The sequence below is a fragment of the Sphingomonas sp. genome (assembly GCA_019635535.1).
In the GTDB taxonomy this organism is placed as follows: Bacteria; Pseudomonadota; Alphaproteobacteria; order Sphingomonadales; family Sphingomonadaceae; genus Allosphingosinicella.
In genome coordinates this window covers 1,058,521-1,076,614 of record JAHBZH010000001.1, presented here as the reverse complement: position 1 = coordinate 1,076,614, position 18,094 = coordinate 1,058,521, and the positions used below count along the sequence as shown (strand labels likewise).

At 66.7% G+C, this 18,094-nt stretch carries 17 protein-coding genes; 2 read left to right on the top strand and 15 right to left on the bottom strand.

All coding sequences use genetic code 11. The features are described 5' to 3' along the window. Positions 1-36: 36 nt before the first annotated feature. The 8 genes from lpdA to KF780_05485 all read right to left on the bottom strand — a co-directional run bounded on the left by lpdA (position 37) and on the right by KF780_05485 (position 9,145). On the bottom strand, positions 37-1,455 hold the full coding sequence (lpdA, locus tag KF780_05520; protein ID MBX3561254.1) for a dihydrolipoyl dehydrogenase: 1,419 nt from the start codon (positions 1,453-1,455) through the stop codon (positions 37-39). A 98-nt stretch (positions 1,456-1,553) separates the two neighbouring features. Next, entirely contained in the window at positions 1,554-2,816 is a 1,263-nt protein-coding gene (odhB, locus tag KF780_05515) for a 2-oxoglutarate dehydrogenase complex dihydrolipoyllysine-residue succinyltransferase (protein MBX3561253.1), read from the bottom strand. Positions 2,817-2,826: 10 nt separating this feature from the next. Next, the gene (locus tag KF780_05510; protein ID MBX3561252.1) at positions 2,827-5,622 is read right to left on the bottom strand and encodes a 2-oxoglutarate dehydrogenase E1 component; all 2,796 of its coding nucleotides are present in this window, start codon (positions 5,620-5,622) and stop codon (positions 2,827-2,829) included. A 38-nt stretch (positions 5,623-5,660) separates the two neighbouring features. Beyond that, complete coding sequence (gene sucD, locus KF780_05505) at positions 5,661-6,557, bottom strand: succinate--CoA ligase subunit alpha (GenBank protein ID MBX3561251.1); 897 nt, start codon at positions 6,555-6,557, stop codon at positions 5,661-5,663. Positions 6,558-6,621: 64 nt separating this feature from the next. Next, positions 6,622-7,200, bottom strand: a complete 579-nt coding sequence (locus tag KF780_05500; GenBank protein ID MBX3561250.1) for a hypothetical protein — start codon at positions 7,198-7,200, stop codon at positions 6,622-6,624. 22 nt (positions 7,201-7,222) lie between these two features. Next, the gene (gene mdh / locus KF780_05495) at positions 7,223-8,185 is read right to left on the bottom strand and encodes a malate dehydrogenase (protein MBX3561249.1); all 963 of its coding nucleotides are present in this window, start codon (positions 8,183-8,185) and stop codon (positions 7,223-7,225) included. Between the two features lie 120 nt (positions 8,186-8,305). Then, positions 8,306-8,665 carry a hypothetical protein gene (locus KF780_05490; protein ID MBX3561248.1) on the bottom strand — a complete coding sequence of 120 codons (360 nt, stop codon included), beginning with the start codon at positions 8,663-8,665 and terminating at the stop codon, positions 8,306-8,308. A gap of 99 nt (positions 8,666-8,764) precedes the next feature. Then, positions 8,765-9,145: a VOC family protein gene (locus tag KF780_05485; GenBank protein ID MBX3561247.1), complete on the bottom strand. Its 381-nt coding sequence runs from the start codon at positions 9,143-9,145 to the stop codon at positions 8,765-8,767. 73 nt (positions 9,146-9,218) lie between these two features. Here KF780_05485 and KF780_05480 point away from each other — a divergent pair, with 73 nt between their 5' ends. Continuing rightward, entirely contained in the window at positions 9,219-9,749 is a 531-nt protein-coding gene (locus tag KF780_05480; protein MBX3561246.1) for a winged helix-turn-helix transcriptional regulator, read from the top strand. Positions 9,750-9,814: 65 nt separating this feature from the next. Here KF780_05480 and KF780_05475 read toward each other — a convergent pair whose 3' ends face one another. The 6 genes from KF780_05475 to KF780_05450 all read right to left on the bottom strand — a co-directional run bounded on the left by KF780_05475 (position 9,815) and on the right by KF780_05450 (position 15,146). Further along, positions 9,815-10,522 carry a hypothetical protein gene (locus KF780_05475; protein MBX3561245.1) on the bottom strand — a complete coding sequence of 236 codons (708 nt, stop codon included), beginning with the start codon at positions 10,520-10,522 and terminating at the stop codon, positions 9,815-9,817. A 132-nt stretch (positions 10,523-10,654) separates the two neighbouring features. Then, positions 10,655-11,767, bottom strand: coding sequence for an AFG1 family ATPase (locus KF780_05470; protein ID MBX3561244.1), 1,113 nt, complete (start codon positions 11,765-11,767; stop codon positions 10,655-10,657). Next, positions 11,764-12,213, bottom strand: a complete 450-nt coding sequence (locus KF780_05465; protein MBX3561243.1) for a PaaI family thioesterase — start codon at positions 12,211-12,213, stop codon at positions 11,764-11,766. Before KF780_05465 ends, KF780_05470 begins: the two co-directional genes overlap by 4 nt. A 378-nt stretch (positions 12,214-12,591) precedes the next feature. Further along, a complete protein-coding gene (locus tag KF780_05460) occupies positions 12,592-13,377 on the bottom strand; it encodes a succinate dehydrogenase iron-sulfur subunit (GenBank protein MBX3561242.1) in 786 nt (261 codons plus the stop codon). 31 nt (positions 13,378-13,408) lie between these two features. Next, positions 13,409-14,209, bottom strand: a complete 801-nt coding sequence (locus KF780_05455) for an NTP transferase domain-containing protein (GenBank protein ID MBX3561241.1) — start codon at positions 14,207-14,209, stop codon at positions 13,409-13,411. After that, the gene (locus tag KF780_05450) at positions 14,202-15,146 is read right to left on the bottom strand and encodes a phosphoribosylglycinamide synthetase (GenBank protein MBX3561240.1); all 945 of its coding nucleotides are present in this window, start codon (positions 15,144-15,146) and stop codon (positions 14,202-14,204) included. Before KF780_05450 ends, KF780_05455 begins: the two co-directional genes overlap by 8 nt. Before the next feature lie 225 nt (positions 15,147-15,371). Between KF780_05450 and KF780_05445 the strand changes: the two genes are divergently transcribed. After that, positions 15,372-16,520, top strand: coding sequence for an alpha-hydroxy-acid oxidizing protein (locus KF780_05445; protein ID MBX3561239.1), 1,149 nt, complete (start codon positions 15,372-15,374; stop codon positions 16,518-16,520). 172 nt (positions 16,521-16,692) lie between these two features. Here KF780_05445 and KF780_05440 read toward each other — a convergent pair whose 3' ends face one another. After that, positions 16,693-18,066, bottom strand: a complete 1,374-nt coding sequence (locus KF780_05440; GenBank protein MBX3561238.1) for a cell envelope integrity protein CreD — start codon at positions 18,064-18,066, stop codon at positions 16,693-16,695. Positions 18,067-18,094: the final 28 nt, after the last annotated feature.

Genomic DNA, 18,094 nt, shown 5'->3' with positions numbered 1-18,094 from the left:
TCCTCCCCTCCCTGATTTCAGGGAGGGGAGATTAACTCAGATGTGGATCGGCAGGCCCGTCACCGCCATCGCCGCTTCCTTGACCGCCTCGCTGTGGGTCGGGTGGGCATGGCAGGTGTAGGCGATGTCCTCGGACGTGGCGCCGAACTCCATCGCCTGGGCGGCCTGGGCGATCATCGTGCCGGCGACCGAGGCGATGATGTGGACGCCGAGCACCCGGTCCGATTTCGCGTCCGCGATCACCTTCACGAAGCCGTCCGGCTCCTTGTTGGTCTTGGCGCGGCTGTTCGCCATCATCGGGAACTTGCCGGTCTTGACCTCATGGCCCTTCGCCTTCGCGTCCTCCTCGGTGAGGCCGACGCCGGCGATTTCGGGCATGGTGTAGACGACGCTCGGGATCACGTCGTGATTCACGATGCCGACCTGCCCCGCGATGATCTCGGCCGCGGCGATGCCCTCGTCCTCCGCCTTGTGGGCGAGCATCGGGCCGGGCGTCACGTCGCCGATCGCGTAGATGCCGGCCGTGCCGGTACGGAAATCGTGATCGACCTCGATCTGGCCGTATGTGTTGACCTCGATACCCGCCTTGGCGAGATCGAGCCCGTCCGTATTGGGCTTGCGGCCGATCGAGACGAGCACGGCGTCCGCTTCGATCGTCTCCGCCTTGCCGCCCCCGGCCTTCGCCGGGGCAGGCTCGGCGGGCTCGACGGTGAGCGTGACGGCCTTGCCCTTGGCGCTGGCGCCGGTGACCTTGGTCGAGGTCCTGATCTCGAAGCCCTGCTTCTTGAAGATCTTCGCGGCTTCCTTGCGGACGTCGCCGTCCATGCCGGGGAGGATCTGGTCGAGATATTCGACGACCGTCACCTTCGCGCCCAGCCGCCGCCAGACGCTGCCCAGCTCCAGCCCGATCACGCCGCCGCCGATGACGACGAGATGCTCCGGCACCTTGGCCAACTCCAGCGCGCCGGTGGAATCGACGATCTGCTTCTGATCGACCTCGACGCCCTTGAGCGGCGTCACCGACGAGCCGGTGGCGATGATGAAATTCTTGGCGGTGTAGGAGGTGCCGGCGACGTCGATCGCATTCTTCGACGTGAACTTGGCATGGCCCTTCAGCCATTCGACCTTGTTCTTCTTGAACAGGAAGGCGATGCCCTGGGTGAGGCCCTTGATCGCCTCCAGCCGCGCATCGTGCATGACGCCGAGATCGAGCTCGACCTTGCTGGTCTTCACGCCCCATTTGGCGAGCGTGCCGTGCGCGGCCTCCTCATAAAGCTCGGAGGCGTGGAGCAAGGCCTTGGACGGGATGCAGCCGACATTGAGGCAAGTGCCGCCCAAAGTCTCGCGGCTTTCGACGCAGGCGGTCCTGAGACCAAGCTGCGCCGCCCGGATCGCGGCCACATAGCCGCCCGGCCCCGCGCCGATCACGATCACGTCGAAATTGGTGTCTGCCATTCTCTACCTCGTTCCCCGGCGAAGGCCGGGGTCCAGTCCTGAACAAAAGACGGCGCGGTAGCGCCGCCTGGACCCCGGCCTTCGCCGGGGAACTGACTTTACAAATCGATCAGCAACCGCGTCGGGTCCTCGATCGCTTCCTTCATGCGGACGAGGAAAGTGACCGCCTCGCGGCCGTCGACCAGACGGTGATCGTAGCTGAGCGCGAGATACATCATCGGGCGGATGACGACCTGGCCGTCCTTCGCGATCGGGCGGTCCTCGATGCGGTGCATGCCGAGCACAGCGCTCTGCGGCGGATTGATGATCGGGGTGGAGAGCAAGGAGCCGAACACGCCGCCGTTGGAGATGGTGAAGGTGCCGCCCTGCATCTCCTCCATCTTCAGCGTGCCGTCCTTCGCGCGCTTGCCGAAATCGGCGATCGTCTTTTCGATGTCAGCAAAGCTCATCGACTGGGCGTCGCGGATCACCGGCACGACCAGACCCTGCGGCGCCGAGACGGCGACCGAGACGTCGAGATAGTCGCGATAGACGATCTCGTCGCCCTCGATCGAGGCGTTGACCGACGGCACGTCGCGCGCGGCAAGCGCGGCGGCTTTCACGAAGAAGCCCATGAAGCCCAGGCGGATGCCGTGCTTCTTCTCGAACAGATCCTTGTAGCGCGCGCGCGCCTCGATCACCGCCGACATGTCCACGTCGTTGAACGTGGTCAGCATCGCGGCGGTGTTCTGCGCTTCCTTGAGCCGGCGCGCGATGGTCTGGCGCAGGCGCGTCATGCGGACGCGCTCCTCGCGGCGCTCGCCCGCAACTGCGGCGCGGGGCGCAGGAGCAGCCTCCGCGGCCGGAGCCGACACCTGCGCCGGCGCCTCGGCCTTCTGCGCCTTGGCGGCGGCGAGCACGTCGTCCTTGGTAAGGCGGCCGTCCTTGCCGGTGCCCTTGATCTTGCTGGGATCGAGATGATGCTCCAGCACGATCCGGCGCACGGCGGGCGACAGGGTCAGATTGGTGCCGTCATCCTCGTCGCCGGCCTCCGCCTCGTCCTTGACCTCGATATTCTCTCCCGCGCCGCTCGGATTGACCGGCGAGGAAGCGGGCAGCTCGGCTTTCGCGGGCGCGGCGCCCGCGCCCGCCTCGATCCGCGCGATCACCGCGCCGACCTCGACCGTGTCGCCTTCCTTCACCAGCTGCTCGGCGAGCACGCCGGCGGACGGCGCGTTGACCTCGACCGCGACCTTGTCGGTCTCCAGGCTGGCGATCGGCTCGTCGGCCGCCACCGCGTCGCCCGGCTGCTTGAGCCAGGCGCCCAGCGTCGCCTCGGTGATCGATTCGCCCAGCGTCGGAACCTTGACTTCGCTCGCCATTCTCTACCCTTCAGCTCGCTTTGCGGCGCGGCGCCGCCTTGATGTCGTGACCCAGCGCCGAGGCGATCAGCGCCGCCTGCTCCGCCGCATGGCGCTTGGCGAGGCCGGTCGCCGGCGAGGCCGAGGGCGCGCGGCCGGCGAAAACCGGGCGGCGCGGCTTCACGCCCGCTTCGTCGAGGCAGCGTTCGATACGCGGATCGACGAAATCCCAATAGCCCTGGTTCATCGGCTCTTCCTGCGCCCAGACCACCTCCTGGAGACTGATCATGCGCTTCAGCCGCTGGACGAGCGGCTCCGACGGGAAGGGATAGAGCTGCTCGATCCGGACGATAGACGTGTTCCTGTCGCCCGCCGCGTCGCGCGCCTCCATCAGCTCGTAGGCGACCTTGCCGGTGCACAGGACGAGCCGCTTCACATCCTTGTCAGCCGGCGGCGCGAGGTCGGAGAGGATGCGGCGGAAATGGCTCTCGCCGGTGAATTCCTCCGCCTTCGACACGGCGAGCTTGTGCCGGAGCAGCGACTTGGGCGTCATGATGATCAGCGGCTTGCGGAAGCCGCGATGCATCTGGCGCCGCAGGATGTGATAATAATTGGCCGGCGTCGTGCAGTTCGCGACCTGGAGATTGTCCTCGGCGCAGAGCTGCAGGAACCGCTCGGGCCGGGCCGAGCTGTGCTCCGGCCCCTGCCCTTCATAGCCGTGCGGCAGCAGCATCACGAGGCCGTTGGCACGCAGCCATTTCGCCTCGCCCGAGGCGATGAACTGGTCGATCATGATCTGCGCGCCGTTGGCGAAATCGCCGAACTGCGCTTCCCAGAGCACGAGCGTCTTCGGGTCCGCGCTGGCATAGCCATATTCGAAGCCGAGCACGCCATATTCGGAGAGCGGGCTGTCGCGCACCTCGAAGCGGCCGGGGCCGACCTTGGTGAGCGGGATATATTTGGCGCCGTTCTCCTGATCGACCCAGACGGAGTGACGCTGGCTGAACGTGCCGCGCCCGCTGTCCTGACCCGACAGGCGCACCTGCACGCCCTCGCGCAGCAGCGTGCCGAAGGCGAGCGCCTCGGCGGTCGCCCAGTCGAAGCCCGCGCCGCTTTTGAACATCTCGGCGCGCGCGCCGATGATCCGGCGCAGCGTCTTGTGGACCGCGACATCGTCGGGAACGGTGGTAAGTGTGCGGCCCACATCGGCCATGACCTCGGGATCGACCCCGGTCGGCGCGTTGCGGCGCTCGTCCTCCGCGCCCTTGGGCTTGGAGAGGCCCGTCCAGCGGCCTTCGAACCAGTCCGCCTTGTTGGGCAGATAGGATTTCGCCGCCTCGAACTCGCTTTCGAGCAAGGCGGTGAAGGCCGCGATCTCGCCTTCCACCCAGCCTTCCGGGATGATGCCTTCCTCGCGCAGCCGGGCCGAATAGATCGCGGACACCAGCGGATGCTTGCGGATCTCGGCATACATGAGCGGCTGGGTGAAGCTCGGCTCGTCGCCCTCGTTATGGCCGAAGCGGCGGTAGCACCACATGTCGATGACGACGTCGCGCTTGAAGCTGTGGCGATATTCCATCGCCAGCTTGCACGCGAAGGTGACGGCCTCGGGATCGTCGCCGTTGACGTGCAGGATCGGCGCTTGGACCATCTTGGCGATGTCGGACGGATAAGGCGAGGACCGCGCGAATTGCGGCGAGGTGGTGAAGCCCACCTGGTTGTTGATCACGAAATGGAGGCAACCACCCGTGTCGTAGCCGGGCAGGTCCGAGAAACCGAAACATTCGGCGACGATGCCCTGGCCGGCGAAGGCGGCATCGCCGTGGAGCAGGACGGGCAGCACCGTCGCGCCTTCGCTGTCGCCGCGCGCCACCTGTTGCGCGCGCGCCTTGCCGAGCACGACCGGATCGACCGCCTCTAGGTGGCTCGGATTGGGCACGAGGCTCAGATGCACCCGGATGCCCTCGAACTCGCGGTCGGACGAGGTACCGAGATGGTATTTGACGTCGCCCGAGCCGCCGACATCCTCCGGATTGGCCGAGCCGCCGGCGAATTCGGAGAAGATCGCGCGATAGGGCTTGGCCATCACGTTGGAGAGGACATTGAGCCGGCCGCGATGGGCCATGCCGATCACGATGTCCTGGACGCCGTAGCCGCCGCCATATTTGATGACGGCCTCGAGCGCGGGGACCATGGACTCGCCGCCGTCCAGCCCGAAGCGCTTCGTGCCGACATATTTGCGGGCGAGGAAGATTTCCCACTGCTCGGCCTGGACGACCTTGGTGAGGATCGCCTGCTTGCCCTCCGGCGTGAAGCGGATCTCGGCCTCTTGCCCCTCCATCCGCTCCTGCAGGAAACGGCGCTCGGCGAGGTCGTTGATGTGCATATATTCGAGGCCGACCTTGCCGCAATAATTGCGGCGCAGCACGGCGACGAGCTCGCGCACGCTCGCCCATTCGAAGCCGAGCGCGCCGTCGAGGAAGACCGGCCGGTCGAGCGCGGCGCCGGTGAAGCCGTGGAATTCGGGGGTGAGATCGGCGGGCAGCTCGCGCTGGACGAGGCCCAGCGGATCGAGATCGGCGGCGAGATGGCCGCGCACCCGATAGGTGCGGATCAGCATCATCGCCTGGATGGCGTCGCGCGCCGCCTGCTCGACCTCGGCCCCGGTCCTGCCGGCGGCGGACGCGGCGGCCTTGGCCTTCTCCGCCACCTTCTCGATCGCCATCAGCGTCGGATCGAGGCCGGCATTGCGCTCGTCGAGATCGGTCAGCGGCCAGCCCGCCCGCGCCCAGCTCGGGCCCCGCTCCTGTTCGCCGTCTCCGTACATGCCCGTGCCTACGCTTTCCAACGCCGTCGCATACGCGCCTAGACCAACTCTTCGCCCTTCAAAAGAGCGGCCAAAGTCTCGCCCAGCTCAGATGGGCTCGGGGAGACGCGAATACCAGCCGCTTCCATCGCGGCGATCTTGTCCTCGGCGCCGCCCTTGCCGCCCGAGACGATCGCGCCGGCATGGCCCATGCGACGGCCCGGCGGCGCGGTGCGCCCGGCGATGAAACCGACCGTGGGTTTCGACCGGCCGCGCCTGGCCTCGTCGGCGAGGAACTGGGCGGCCTGCTCCTCGGCATCGCCGCCGATCTCGCCGATCATGATGATGGACTCGGTCGCGTCGTCGGCCAGGAACAGCTCCAGCACGTCGATGAAATTGGTGCCGTTCACCGGATCGCCGCCGATGCCGACCGCCGTGGTCTGGCCCAGCCCGGCATTGGTCGTCTGGAACACCGCCTCATAGGTGAGCGTGCCCGAACGGCTGACGATGCCGACCGAGCCCTTGCGGAAGATGTTGCCCGGCATGATCCCGATCTTGCACTCGTTCGGGGTCAGCACGCCCGGGCAGTTCGGCCCGATCAGACGCGACTTCGAACCGGTGAGCGCGCGCTTCACCTTCACCATGTCGAGCACCGGAATGCCCTCGGTGATCGCGACGATCAGCGGCACTTCGGCGTCGATCGCCTCCAGGATCGAATCCGCGGCGAAGGGCGGCGGCACGTAGATGACGCTCGCGTCCGCGCCGGTCTTCGCGACCGCCTCGGCGACCGTGTCGAACACGGGCAGGCCGATATGGGTCTGACCTCCCTTCCCGGGCGTGACGCCGCCGACCATCTTCGTCCCGTAGGCGAGGGCCTGCTGAGTGTGGAAAGTGCCGGTTTCGCCGGTCATCCCCTGGGTGATGACCCTGGTGTTGGAATTAACGAGAATGGACATCGTATTCCTTCGATTAATTCTGGCTTCGAGGCGAAAGTGACAGGTTGTCGAATCGCCCTAACTGTCATTGATAAATGATAGCGAGATGCATAGTCCGTGCTGTCGACACGGCTTGCGATCGAGAAAAGATATCCGCATGCGCGTGGCGACGATCTGCTAGCCTCGTCCCATATTCGCGGTAATGTGGCAGGTCAGTACTCCGACCAGACAACCCGAGAGCGCGCATGCCTTCGCCCATGGCGTCAAGGTACGGCATGGCATTCCGAATATCTGGCGCGAAGACGACACAGACATGGCGACACACGTTGCGCGCCGGAAGCGTCGCGATCACCAAGGTCACCATCCGGCCATTAAGCGTACGCTGCCACTGACGAACAGAATCGGGCCGTCGATATGCGCCCGAAACCAAACGGCTCGGCACCTGATCGAGTTTGGGCAGATCCACATCGGGGCTTGGGACCTCGGTCCATTCCGGGGAACTGGTGACTCCTGACAGAATGGTGTCCGCATTCATGTCCGGACGCGTGCATGTCTCCAAAAACATCGGCACAAGACCGGCATCTTCAGGCTGAAGTTCGGCGCCCGCATGAGACGGGCAAGCGACTAACATAACGGCTGCCGTCAAAAATGCGCGCTTGTTCATCCCGAACCCCTCGCGAAACTCGTTACGCCAGCGAGCCGTCGATGCCCTTGCAGGCGTCGAGCAGTTCCTTCACCGCGTCGACCGACACCTGGAGATTGGCCTTCGCCTCGTCGTCCAGCGCGATCTCGACGATCTGCTCGACGCCGCCGGCGCCGATGATCACCGGCACGCCGACATAGAGGCCGTCCAGACCGTATTTGCCCTCGACATAGGCGGCGCAGGGCAGCAGGCGCTTCTGGTCTCCGAGATAGGCTTCGGCCATCGCGATGCCGCTGGTGGCGGGAGCGTAATAGGCGGAGCCGGTCTTCAGGAGGCCGACGATCTCGCCGCCGCCGCCGCGGGTGCGCGTCACGATCGCGTCGATCCGCTCCTGGGTCGAGCGGCCCTGCTTGATGAGGTCCGGCACCGGAATGCCCGCCACGGTCGAATATTGGACGACCGGGACCATCGTGTCGCCATGGCCGCCGAGCACGAAGGTCGTCACATCGCGCGCCGAGACCTGGAATTCCTCGGCGAGGAAGTGGCTGAAGCGCGCCGAATCCAGCACGCCCGCCATGCCGACCACCTTCTCGTGCGGCAGGCCGGAAAATTCGCGCAGCGCCCAGACCATCGCATCGAGCGGATTGGTGATGCAGATCACGAAGGCGTCGGGGGCATTGTTCCTGATGCCCTCGCCCACCGCCTTCATTACCTTGAGGTTGATCCCGATAAGGTCGTCGCGGCTCATGCCCGGCTTGCGGGCGACGCCGGCGGTGACGATGATCACGTCCGCGCCGGCGATGTCGGCATAATCGTTGGAGCCGGTGATCTTCGCATCGAAGCCCTCGATCGGGCCGCACTGGCTGAGGTCCAGCGCCTTGCCCTGCGGCACGCCCTCGATCACGTCGAACAGGACGATGTCGCCCAGCTCCTTCATCGCCGCCAGATGGGCGAGCGTTCCCCCGATATTGCCGGCGCCAATCAGCGCGATCTTCTTGCGAGCCATGAAGCCCTCCCGTGCTTGAGCGAGTCACATGCGAAGAGGCCGCGCAAGGCGGCCGGGACGTGGCGCGGGCTTAATCCCCCTGCGCGCGAGGGGCAACCGGGGAGAGCGGCCTTTTTCGACTTATTCGGTCGAGGACGCGCGGGAGAGGATGTGGCGGGCGAATTCACGGGCCTGGCCGTCGTGGGCCGTCACAGTATCGACCACCTCCAGCCGGCCGTCGTCGAGCATCCGGTAGACGGTCCGGCCGCGCTCGGTTTCGGCCGAACCCCAGTCGGAGGTGAGCGTGCGTTCGGCGAGCACAGCGGCGATGCCGAAGCTGATGCCGCGATTGTCGAACCAGGTCGCCCGCCACCGGCCCTCGCCGTCCGGACGATAGAAGGCGCGGCCCTCGAACCGGCCGGCGCGGTAGCTGAATTCGAGGAAACGGCCGCCAAGCGCGGGTCGCACCTCCAGCACCGCCTCGCTGGCATTGCCGAGCATCGTGCCCGGCCCCTGCCAGCGGCCCTCCAGCCAGGCGAGCGGGTAGCCTCCTGCGCCGCCGCGGGCCCGGCGATGAGCAGCAGCAGGGCCGCCAGCAGCCTAGCCATGGGCCTGACTCAGATCCTGGTAGAACATCAGCGCATTGTCGTCGGGATCGTAGAAGGTGAGCAGGCGGACCATGCCGGGAATGTCCTGGATCGGGCCGTCCTGACGAACGCCGAGGCGGTCCAACTCGGTCTTGGCGGCCTCGATGTCGTGAACGCCGAAGGTGAGCGTCGCGCCGCCCTTGCCGCCGGCCTCCTCGACCTCGGACAGGCCGACATTGACGCGCTCGACACCGCTCTTGAGTTCGCACCAGGCCATGTCCTCCAACCGGTAGATGAGCTCGAAGCCGAGCACGTCGCGATACCAGGGGATGGCCGCATCCAGGCTCTTCACGCCCAGCGCACAGGTCAGCCCGCCGTCATAACCGATCGCCATGTCCCACCCTTTCGAATCATCTAAGTTCGATTTTTATATCGCATATACTTTTCGGGCGTAGTAGCAAGAGGGCATGATCGGCGACGAGGCATTGCGGCGGCTGATCGCGGGGCGCTGGCTGATCCCGCTGATGGCCGTGCTGGACGAGGGCGGCGGCGCGCGCTTCGCGGCGATGCTGGCGCGGCTCGGCCTGCCGCGTTCCACGCTGGCGACGAGCCTGGCGCAGCTCGAAGCGGCCGGCTGGCTCGCCCGCAATCCGGGACATGGCCACCCGCTTCGCCCCGAATATGTGCTGACCGGGGCGGGCGCGCCGGTCGCCGCCTTCTGCGCGCGGGTGATGGCCGGGCGGGAGCGGCTGGGGCTGGAGCCCGGGCAGATGCCGCGCTGGTCGCTGCCCGTGGTCGCGCGATTGCGCGAGGCGCCGGCGCGCTTCACCGCATTGCGCGGCGCGCTGACGCCGGTGACGCCGCGCGCGCTGTCGCTGACGCTGAAGCAGATGCTCGCGACCGATCTGGTCAGCCGTGCGCTGGAGGACGATTTCCCGCCGGTGCCGATCTACGGACTGACGGGGCGAGGAGAGGAACTGGCGGCCGCGCTGCGCTAAGCGTCCAAGGCCTGGGCCCTGGACGCTTAGGCAGCGGCGACCGGCCAACCGGTCGTCGCACGCGGTCAGAAGCGGATCGAAAGATCGATATTGCTCGTCGGCACACCGAGCTGGGCGGCGAGCACAGCCTTCGTCTCTGCCACGATGGCCGCGACATCGACGGGCCGGGCCGATGCCTCGACGGATGGAGTGACGGCGAGCGTGCCAGCATTTGTCGCTTCGGTCCGGCCCCACTCGTCGGCAACCCAGATGACCGGTTCGGACCGGAAGATACGGCGGCCAACGCTCATTACCGCGCCGGCGGCGCACCATACACTGTCGCCTTCAATCAGCTCCTCATCGAGCGGCATGTAGTAATGGCCGTTCGGATCCCGGCCTTCCTTGCGAGCGGCGCTCCGGACCTTTTTAACCATCCCGAGCAGATCGGCCGATGCAACCTCAATCAGCTCCAGCGCCTCGGGCTTTTCGTCCTCTTCATTCCACTTGAACGTGGTTACGATTACCGTATCGACCATTTCGACCAAGGTCGTCGCGGTATTGAGCCAACGGTTGACCGCCGTCTTGAGACCGATCTTCAAAGCACGACCGTTCGGGTCCGTGGCCTCGAAAGCATAACCGCCAGGCACCCGGATTTTGTTGCCGAACACATAGCCCTGCCCCTCCATGATCTGGCGGGTGATCCGTGGCAGGACAACCTTCCGGCGGCTCGTTGGATTGACAGCGGGATCTTCGTGAATCTGCGGGAAGAGGTTGCGGGGAAGATAAATGCGCATGCGTTTTCTCCTGTCTAAGGCAATGCCGTTTGCCCTTTCATTAGGGCTGGCATATTTCCTATTAGAACAGCTTTTATGTGTTTTCAACATAAAATTTTACTGTCTAGGTTATATTTTTTATACCCCAGCCCGCTATCCCAAGCCATGCCCCTTGGCCATGTAGTCCGCGCTCTGCATCTCCATGAGCCGCGAGGCGGTGCGTTCGAACTCGAAGGCGCCGTCGCCGGCGACATAGAGGTTCTGCGGCGCGGCATCGGCGGCGGCGAGCAGCTTCACTTTGTGCTCGTAGAGCGCGTCGATCAGCGTGACGAAACGCGCCGCCTCGTTACGGTTCTGCGGCCCCATGCGCGGAATGCCGACGATCAGGACGGTATGGAAATGGCGCGCGATGGCGAGATAGTCGGCCGCGCCCCGCGCCTCGCCGCACAGCCGCCTGAACGAGAAGACCGCGACGCCCTTCAGGCTCTTGGGCACATGCAGGCTGCGCCCGCCGGAGATGGCCAGCTCCTCCGTGGGCACATGGGCGCGATCCTCGGGCGGATAATCGGTGAGGCGGAAGAAGGCTTCGGACAAGGCCGCCGACGCCGGCGGCCCGTTCGGCACATGCCAGGTCGGCATGCCGCCCAGCCGCTCGAGCCGGTAATCGGTGGGGCCGTTGAGGCCGACCACCTCCAGCTTCTGTTCGATCAGGGCGATGAAGGGCAAGAACAGCTCGCGGTTGAGACCGCCCAGATAGAGATCGCGCGGCGGCCGGTTCGAAGTGGTAATGACCGTCACCCCCGCGTCGAGGAGCTGGGTGAACAGGCGCGACAGGATCATCGCGTCGGCGCTGTTGTTCACCACCATCTCGTCGAAGCAGAGCAGCCGCGCCTCGGCGGCGATCGCCTTCGCCACCGGCGGGATGGGATCGCCCGCTTCCTTCGCCCGCTCGGCGCGCAGCCGCTCGTGCACCTCCTGCATGAATTCGTGGAAATGGACGCGGCGTTTCGGCTCATGGGTGATGGTGTCGAACGCCAGGTCCATCAGCATGGATTTGCCGCGCCCGACCCCGCCCCACATGTAGAGTCCGCCCGGCGGCGGCACCTTCCGCCCCGCGATCCGCCACAGGATGCTGCCCTTCTTGGGCACTTCGGCGAGCTGCACGGCGAGCCTGTCCAGCGCCGCCGCCGCCCGCTGCTGATCCGCGTCGGGCCGCAGCTCGCCCGCCGCGACCAGCGCGCGATAACGCTCGGCGAGCGGGGTCACGCGCCGGCCGTCCGGAGCAGGCCGCCGGTATAGGAGGCGACCGTCTCGCCGTCCTGGATCACGCGCCCCTGGACGAACAGGGTGCGGCCGGACTGGCGCAGCACCTCGACCTCGGCATCGATCGGCGATCCCGGCCGGACCGGCGCGAGGAACCGCACATGGCAATCCAGCGTCACACCCATCACGGCCGTCCCGGTGGCGAGCGTGCCGCCCGCGAACATCGCCATGTCGATGAAGGTCATCAGCGCCCCGCCATGGACGCCGCCCTCCAGGTTGCGATGGCTGTCGTCCGGGAACATCCGAAACAATGCCCGCCCCGGCCCGTCCGCGCGGACGAGGAGCTTGCCGACATTGGCGTAATAGCCCCCGTCGCGCGGCAGATCCCATGTCCACCAGCCGGGATGATCGGGATCGGGCGCATGGCCGACGAGCGGGTGGGTGTGCATGGTGGTGCAGTGGCGGGAAAGCGCACGCCACGCAAGACGAGGGATGGATGCGCGACCCCGCCGTTAGAGTCTGTTTCAGCTTTGCTGAAACAGAGGCGGTACCACCCTACGCAGACATTCCAACGATGCTGCGCATCGCCGGAACCTTGGGCTGCTCCGCCCGCTTCAGCGAAGCTGCGAACGATTCTACCCCCTGCGCGGGGGCCATAAATGCCCTTGCCGGCCCTGCCGCGTGCAGGCGCATGGCACCGTCAGCATCACGCCGTCGACCAGCTGGGTGATCAAACCCATGCCGCCGCAGGACGGACAGCTGCGCGGTTTGCCTGGTTCGCCGTCCTTCATCCCGGTTCCCGCCCGATCAGCGGACGCCGCCGCCGATCAGACCGCGCGCTCCAGCAGCAGCTTCTTGGTCTCGGCGATCGCCTTGGCGGGGCTGAGGCCCTTGGGGCAGACATTCGCGCAGTTCATGATCGTGTGGCAACGATAGAGGCGGAACGGATCCTCCAGATCGTCGAGCCGCTCGCCGGTATATTCGTCGCGGCTGTCGGCGAGCCAGCGATAGGCCTGAAGCAGGATCGCCGGGCCGAGGAAGCGGTCCGAATTCCACCAGTAACTCGGGCAGGAGGTCGAGCAGCAGGCGCACAGGATGCATTCGTACAGGCCGTCCAGCTTGGACCGGTCCTCCGGCGATTGCAGCCTTTCCTTGCCCGTCGGCGTCGGCGTCTTCGTCTTCAGCCAGGGCTCGATCGAGGCATATTGCGCATAGAAATGGGTGAAATCCGGCACGAGATCCTTGATCACGTCCATGTGCGGCAGCGGCGTGATCCGCACATCGCCCTTCAGATCCTCGATCGCGGTGGTGCAGGCCAGACCGTTTTTGCCGTCCATGTTCATCGAACAGGAGCCGCAAATGCCCTCGCGGCAGGAGCGACGGAAGGTGAGCGTAGCATCCTGCTCGCTCTTGATCTTGATGAGCGCGTCGAGGACCATCGGGCCGCAGCTGTCGAGATCGACCTCGAACGTGTCGTAGCGGGGATTCTCGCCGCTGTCCGGATCGTAGCGGTAGACCTTGAAGGTGCGGGTGCGCGCCGCCCCCTCCGGCGCCGCGTGATGGCGGCCCTTCCTGGTGATCTTGCTGTTCTTCGGAAGCGTGAACTCGGCCATGCGCGTCTCCCCTGGCGGCGGGGATAGCCGGTCAGGCGCTCAGGCTCAATGGTGCGGCGGCGCGTTTTTCGAGCAGCAGGCTGGCAATCCGGTAGGTGCGTTCGTTATCGACGTCGATCGCATGGGCGCCATCGTCGAGGAACACAGCCGAAGCGGCGACGCCGAAGCGGCGGCCGATCCGGCGCATCGCCGCCTCCACGGTGAGCGCCGCGAGCCGCATCAGCACCAGATTGGTCACCCCGAACGCGCGCGCGATGCGCAGCGGATGGGCGAAGAAATGGCCGCCGCCCCGGAAGCTTTCGGCCGCACCGAGCCCGCGCCGCGACAGGCCGTAAAGGTTGCAGTTCGAGATGCCGCCGTCGCGGAAGCGGTAGAAATTGCGTTGCCCTTCGGGATGGGCGGCGAGCACCGCTTCCTTGCGCGCGAAGGCGACGACGACGTCGTCGCCGGCGGCGAGCCGGTCCGCGACGCCGCGCACCGCGCCGGGCGTCAGCAGCACATTGTCCGCCGTGGTGACGACGAAATTGCCAGACGCGCCCTCGGCGGCGGCATAGACGCTGTCGGCGAGATTGGGCGCGGCCCGCGTGAAGACCACCGGCAGGCGGGACGCCTCGGCGATCGGGCGGAGCAAGGCCTCGGCGCCCGCCTCGACCGCGACGCGCACGCTTTCGATCCCCTCGACCCCGGCCAGCGCATCGAGCACATGGGCGAGCAATGGCTTGCCGCCGATCGGCACCAGGCATTTGTGGCTGACCCCGGCCTCGGCGGCGAGCGGGTCGAGCTTGCCGTCGCGCTGGGCGGCGAGGACGATGACGTTGAAGGACTCAGCCAAAGGACAGCACTCCCTGGCGGCGCATGCTTTCGGCGATGATCGTCTCGAGCAGCTGGCCGTGGCTGAAGCCGGCGGCGGCGGCGGCCTTGGCCATCACCTTTTCCGACCACAGATTGCAGTTGAGGTTGATCTCGATGAAATTGACTTCGCCCTTGGCGCGATCGAGCCGGAACTCGATCCGGCCGTAATCGAACGGATCGAAGGCGGCGGCAACCTTGGCGGCATAATCGGCGACGATCGGCGCGAATTCGGGATCGTCGAACCGCTTCAGCGAGGATTTTTCGTTGTTCTGGATGAGATCGCGCTTCTCGTAATAGGTCCACAGGCGCGTCGTATCCTCGCGCTCGTAGATCAGCATCGGCAGCATCGCCGGACGGTCGTTGGTGATGAAGGCGACCTGCACGTCATAGCCGTCCAGATAGGGCTCGACGATCGCGTCATGGCCCTGGGCATGGATGTCGGCCACGGCATTGGCGACGCCCGCCCAGTCGAACGCGTCGGAAATCGCCCAGGAAGCGGAGGAGGCGACCGGCTTGATCACCCAGCGCTCCGCCTTGGGCAGCGCGCTTTCCTCTACCGGGGCACCGCGACGATAGCAGGTCCAGGGCGCGGTCGGCACGCCGGCGCGCTCGGCGACCAGCTTGGACAGATGCTTGTCGTCGCCCAGCCCGCGCACGATCGGGCTGCCGCCGATATAGGGCAGGCCGTGCTTGTTGCAGAGCAAAGGGATCAGCATCTCCGAATTGACGAACCCGCCCCGGTTGAGCAGCGGGAAGACGAAATCCACGTCCGGCTTTTCGAACAGCACGTCGTAACGGTTGGCGAACTGGAGATTCAGCCCCAGTGCCTCCAGCGCGGTGCGGACCTCGTGATGATAGATGGCGTGGTTGCCGTCCTCGGGGTGCATGCCGCCGCCCCACAAGGCGTGCTTGGCCATGAACAGGATGCGCAGCCGCTCCCGATCCTGAGGGGGAATGACGCGCGGTTCGATACTGGACAAGGGAGCCGGAGCCTCCAACGGAGAGGGCTGAACGCCGGGCAGCTAGTCCCGCCCGCAGGGGCACGCAACGCTCGCGGCCGAACATGGCGAAAAACAAATGTTGTGAACAGCGCTCTTGCGCCGGGCCGTGGCGAACGCCAACCATGGCGCGCGGGAGGGGCGATGCGGCTCGATCACTGCCACAATGTCGAGGATTTCCGGCGGCTGGCGAAGCGGCGCCTGCCCGGCCCGGTCTTCGACTATATCGACGGCGGCGCCGACGACGAGGTGACGCTCCGACGCAGCACCGAGGCGTTCAACGATTGCGATCTGGTGCCCAGCGTGCTGGCCGGTGTCACCGACATCGACATGTCGGTGACTGTGCTGGGCAAGACGGTGCCGACGCCGCTGATGCTCTCGCCGACCGCGATGCAGCGGCTGTTCCACTGGCGGGGCGAGCGCGCCGTCGCGCCGGCGGCCGAGAAGTTCGGCGCCTGGTTCGGCATCTCCACGATCGGCACGGTGAGCATCGAGGAGATCGGGCGGCTGGTGTCCACGCCCAAGCTCTTCCAGCTCTACGTCCACCGCGATCCGGGGCTCAACCGCGCGCTCGTCCAACGCTGCAAGGACGCCGGGTTCGACGCGATCGCGCTGACCGTCGACACGATCGTCGGGGGCAATCGCGAGCGCGACCTGAGGACCGGCTTCACCACCCCGCCGCGCTGGACGCCGCGCGCGCTGGCCAGCTTCGCCGCGCATCCCCGCTGGACCTTCGACTATCTGTGCCGGGAACCGTTCAGCCTCGCCAACATCAAGGATTATGTGACGCACGGCAGCTCGGTCGCGATGGGGGTCGCCGAATATATCGACCGGATGTTCGATCCGGCGATGGACTGGCGGGCGGCCGAGGCGATCCGCGCCGACTGGGGCGGGCCGTTCGCGCTGAAGGGGGTGATGTCGGTCGCCGATGCGAAGCGCGCGGTCGAGATCGGCGCCACCGCCATCTACGTCTCCAACCACGGCGGCCGCCAGCTCGACGGCAGCCGCGCGCCGTTCGACCAGCTCGCCGAGATCGTCGATGCGGTCGGCGACAGGATCGAGGTGATCTGCGACGGCGGCATCAGGCGCGGCAGCCATGTGCTGAAGGCGCTCAGCGTCGGCGCGACGGCCTGCTCGGGCGGGCGGCTCTATCTCTACGCGCTGGCCGCCGCCGGCCGGGCCGGCGTGGAGCGCGTGCTGGGCAAGCTCCACGCCGAGATCGCCCGCGGCATGCGCCTGATGGGCATCACAAGACTCGATCAACTCAGCCGCGACAATTTGCGCTGGCGGTGAGACGGCAGTCTCTCAACCCCAGACCCGTTCGGGCTGATGGCCGGGCCGCCAAGCCCCCGGCTTGGCTGCGGATGTCCGGGGGACATTCGCACCCGGCCATTGTCGAAGCCCTGCCCTTCTCTTCCGGCGAAAAGAAGAACAGTCCTTCGACAGGCTCAGGACGAACGGTGCTCTATGTCTGAGCCACCGCCTCCTCCCGCACCCCGCCCCAATCGAGGTTGCGGGTCACGTACATCACCGCCGCCAGCGCGACGAAGAGCATCAGCGCGCCGATCAGCAGCGAATAGGCCTCCAGGCTGAGCAGCACGTAGAGCGTTGCGTAAAGGCCGACGAGCAAGGCGCCGATCACGCCCGCGCGCCGCCAGCTTTTCAGCACCGCGGCGGAATAGGCCGTGTTGAGCCCGGCGATCGCGCCCGCCGCGACGAGATAGGCCCATGTGAACCCGATCACCTCGGCGAAGGCGAGCAGCAGCACGAAGAACAGCACCAGGCTCGCGCCCACCAGCAGATATTCGACCGCCGACACGCGCTGCCCGCCGATCACGTCGAACATCAGGAAGGCGAGGAAGGTGAAGCCGATGAACAGGAAGCCGTATTTCACCGAGCGGTTCACCCGCGAATAGAGGTCCACCGGCTGGATCAGGCTGACCTGCGCAACATGGCCGCCGCCCGCCGCGATCGCCGCCGCCGATCGATCCGGACCGTCCGCTTCTCCCGCCGTCACCAGTGACTGGCCGAGCGCGAGATTGCCCACCCGCCAGATCGCCGTAAAGCCGGCATCGCCCACCTCGCGTTCGATGGGCAGGAAACCGCCCTGGAAGCTGGGATGCGGCCAGGGGGAGATCAGCCGCCAGTGTGTCTCGCCCGCCTGGGGCATGAGGCCGAGCGAGCGGTTGCCACGGAAGGAATAGGCGTAATCGACCTCGACCGGCGCGCCGGCCAGCGCCGCCGCGTCGAGCCAGGCGAAGAAGCCCGCCCCGCCGCTGCCGCGCGTGCCGCCGCCGGGCTGGAGCCGCAGCGCATTCCCGCCGACATTGACGCGCGGATTGGCGCCGAGCCCGCGCGGATCGGAGAGGCCGAAGCGCAATTCGGCGCGGGTCAGGTCCATCTGCGCCACGGTGACGCCGAAGCGCGCCAGATCGGCGGGCATGGCGAAGCGGGACCGGCCCGACACCTCCGCCTCGTAGACCACCGCCTCGTAGATCGAGCGCACCCGCCGTTCCGGGCGCACCTGCGTCTCGATCCGCGACTGTTCGGGCGAGAGGGTCAGCTCCTTCCACACCTCGCGCGTGCGCGTGACCGGACGGTTGTTTTCCGTCACCGTCTCGACGACATTCTCGCGATAGGGGATGATGAGCAGCGGCCCGCCGATCACCTGCGGCCCGCCCCAGCCCTCGACGATGCCCGCCTGCGCATATTCCGACTGCATCTGCCGGTCGTAGACCAGCAGCCAGACCGTGAAGAGCGGGAAGGATAGCAGGAAACCGATCAGCAGGGCGAAGCCGAGCTTGGCGCCCGGCGATCGTTCGGTGGCGGAAAAGGACATGAGGGCGCTCCTTTGAAACTCAACTCAT